Source organism: Actinospica durhamensis (genome assembly GCF_018139695.1).
GTDB lineage: Bacteria > Actinomycetota > Actinomycetes > Streptomycetales > Catenulisporaceae > Actinospica > Actinospica durhamensis.
This window is the reverse complement of the sequence record NZ_JAGSOG010000491.1, coordinates 1-2,826: the sequence shown is the minus strand read 5'-3', so window position 1 is coordinate 2,826 and position 2,826 is coordinate 1. Positions and strand designations below refer to the sequence as shown.

General features: G+C 70.0%; 2 protein-coding genes. One reads left to right on the top strand and one right to left on the bottom strand.

Annotated features, from left to right (window positions below):
- Positions 1 to 969, bottom strand: a 969-nt coding sequence (locus KDL01_RS40290) for an LLM class flavin-dependent oxidoreductase (protein WP_212533994.1), incomplete at its 3' end; no start/stop codon positions are given.
- A 230-nt stretch (positions 970 to 1,199) separates the two neighbouring features.
- Between KDL01_RS40290 and argG the strand changes: the two genes are divergently transcribed.
- On the top strand, positions 1,200 to 2,720 hold the full coding sequence (gene argG / locus KDL01_RS40285) for an argininosuccinate synthase (RefSeq protein ID WP_212533993.1): 1,521 nt from the start codon (positions 1,200 to 1,202) through the stop codon (positions 2,718 to 2,720).
- The last annotated feature ends 106 nt before the right edge of the window (positions 2,721 to 2,826 follow it).

Sequence of the window (2,826 nt, the reverse complement as noted above, 5' to 3'; positions counted from 1 at the left end):
GTCGGTCGGGGCTTCGATGAGCTCTACGGTCTGGAGGCGGTCCTCGCGGCGGGTCGAGGCGGGGGCGAGCATCAGTTCGTCGGCGCGGGTGCGTTCGGCGAAGGTGGTGAGCTGCTTGTGCACCTGCTCCGGGGTGCCGAATGCGGTGTGGCGCATCATGGACTTCATCTCGTAGCCCGTGGGCGAGTCGAGGAGGGCGTCGAGGTCCTGGTCGCTCAGGTCGCGGCCGCGTACCAGGAAACGCCTTGCGCGCCAGCGCAGGGCGGCCTGGTACTGCTCCTGGGCGTTCTGCTCGTCCGGCGAGGCGATGACGTTGGCCGCGGCGACGACGTACGGCTCCGGGTGCTCCTCGGACGGGCGGTATTCGGCGCGGTACGTCTGGAGTGCGGCGTCGAGGGCGGCCGGCGCGAAGTGCGAGGCGAAGGCGTAGGGCAGGCCGAGGGCCGCGGCGAGTTGGGCGCCGAAGAGCGAGGAGCCGAGGATGTAGAGCGGGACGTTCGATCCGTTGCCCGGGGTGGCGTACACGCCCGGTATGCGTGTGCGGCCGCTGAGATAGCCCTGGAGCTCGAGCACGTCGTCCGGGAAGGAATCGGCGGAGTGCGGAGTGCGTCGCAGGGCACGCATGGTGTTCTGGTCCGAGCCCGGGGCGCGGCCGAGGCCGAGGTCGATGCGATCGGGGTGCAGCGCGGCGAGCGTGCCGAACTGTTCGGCGATCAGCAGCGGGGCGTGGTTGGGCAGCATCACGCCGCCCGCGCCGAGGCGGATCTTCTCGGTGTGTGCGGCCACGTGCGCGATCACGACGCTGGTGGCGGCGGACGCGATCTGCGGCATGTTGTGGTGCTCGGCGTACCAGACGCGGTGAAAGCCGGAACGCTCGGCGGCCCGGGCGAGCGGGACGGCGCCGTGCAGGGCGTCGGCGGGGGTCTCATCCGGCGCCACGGCCGCGACGTCGAGCAGGGAGTACTTCATGGAACGTTTCGCTTCCCGGACGGTTGGCGGCGAGGCGGTCGGCCGGGTGAACCGGTCGAGGCCGCTCGCCCGCCACGATCGACGGCGGCCCGTGAACGGACAACAGGCGCCGGGGCGGGTGCTATTCCCGGGCGTGCGGCAGGGCCTGCGAAACGGGCGGACGGGGCGCGACACGCCCGGGATTCCAGGGAGTTTGCATGTTTGTGCATTGGGCCACATATAATATCGACGTGTCCAAGGTACTCACCTCCCTGCCTGTCGGCGAGCGCGTCGGCATCGCCTTCTCCGGCGGCCTCGATACGTCCGTAGCGGTCGCGTGGATGCGCGAGAAGGGCGCCGTGCCCTGCGCGTACACCGCCGATATCGGTCAGTATGACGAGGCCGACATCGGCTCCGTGCCCGGCCGCGCCGAAGAATACGGCGCGGAAATCGCCCGGCTGGTCGACTGTCGAGCGGCCCTCGTCGAAGAGGGCCTCGCCGCGCTGGCGTGCGGCGCTTTCCACATCCGGTCCGGCGGCCGCACCTACTTCAACACCACCCCGCTCGGCCGCGCGGTCACCGGCACCATGCTGGTGCGCGCGATGCTCGAGGACGGCGTCCAGATCTGGGGCGACGGGTCGACCTACAAGGGCAACGACATCGAGCGCTTCTACCGCTACGGTCTGCTCGCCAACCCGTCGCTGCGCATCTACAAGCCCTGGCTCGACGCCGACTTCGTGAACGAGCTCGGCGGCCGCACCGAGATGTCGGAGTGGCTGGTCGCCCGCAAGCTGCCGTACCGCGCCAGCAAGGAGAAGGCGTACTCCACCGACGCCAACATCTGGGGCGCCACGCACGAGGCCAAGTCGCTCGAGCACCTCGACAACGGCATCGAGATCGTCGAGCCGATCATGGGCGTGCGGTTCTGGGACTCGGCGGTGAAGATCGACGCCGAGGACGTCACCATCGCCTTCGAGCAGGGCCGCCCGGTCGCGATCAACGGCGAGTCCTTCGCCACCGCGGTCGACCTGGTCAACCGGGCCAACCAGATCGGCGGCCGGCACGGGCTCGGCATGTCCGACCAGATCGAGAACCGGATCATCGAGGCCAAGAGCCGCGGCATCTACGAGGCGCCCGGCATGGCCCTGCTGCACGCGGCCTACGAGCGGCTGGTCAACGCGATCCACAACGAGGACACGGTTGCCAGCTACCACAACGAGGGTCGGCGCCTCGGCCGGCTGATGTACGAGGGCCGCTGGCTGGACCCGCAGTCGTTGATGCTGCGCGAGTCCCTGCAGCGCTGGGTCGGCATGGCCGTCACCGGTCAGGTCACGCTCCGCCTGCGTCGCGGCGAGGACTACTCGATCCTCGACACCTCCGGCCCGGCGTTCAGCTACCACCCGGAGAAGCTGTCCATGGAGCGGGTCGAGGAGGCGGCGTTCGGCCCGGTCGACCGCATCGGCCAGCTGACGATGCGCAACCTGGACATCGCCGACTCCCGCGCCAAGCTCGAGCAGTACTCGGCGCTCGGCATGGTCGGCACCGCCCAGGCCGCTCTCACCGGCACGCACCACTCCGGTTCGACGCCCGCGGCCGGCGGAGCCCTCGAGTCCGCGTCGGCGTCGGCGCAGGTGCCGAGTGAGGGTCAGGTCGGTAAGACCAACCTGATCGGCGACATGCCGGAAGGCGGCGCGGACGAGATCGCGTCCCTCGGCACCGTCCCCGACGACGCGCTGCTCGACCGCGCCGCGATGGAGGCGGGGAACGACTAAGGCGGAATAGCCGGATAGCGGGATAGCCGGTATCTGTGGGCCTCCGGGTCCTGGTGTTCGACATCAGGGCTCGGAGGCTCATGCGTTCTCAGGGGGAGGGGAAGAC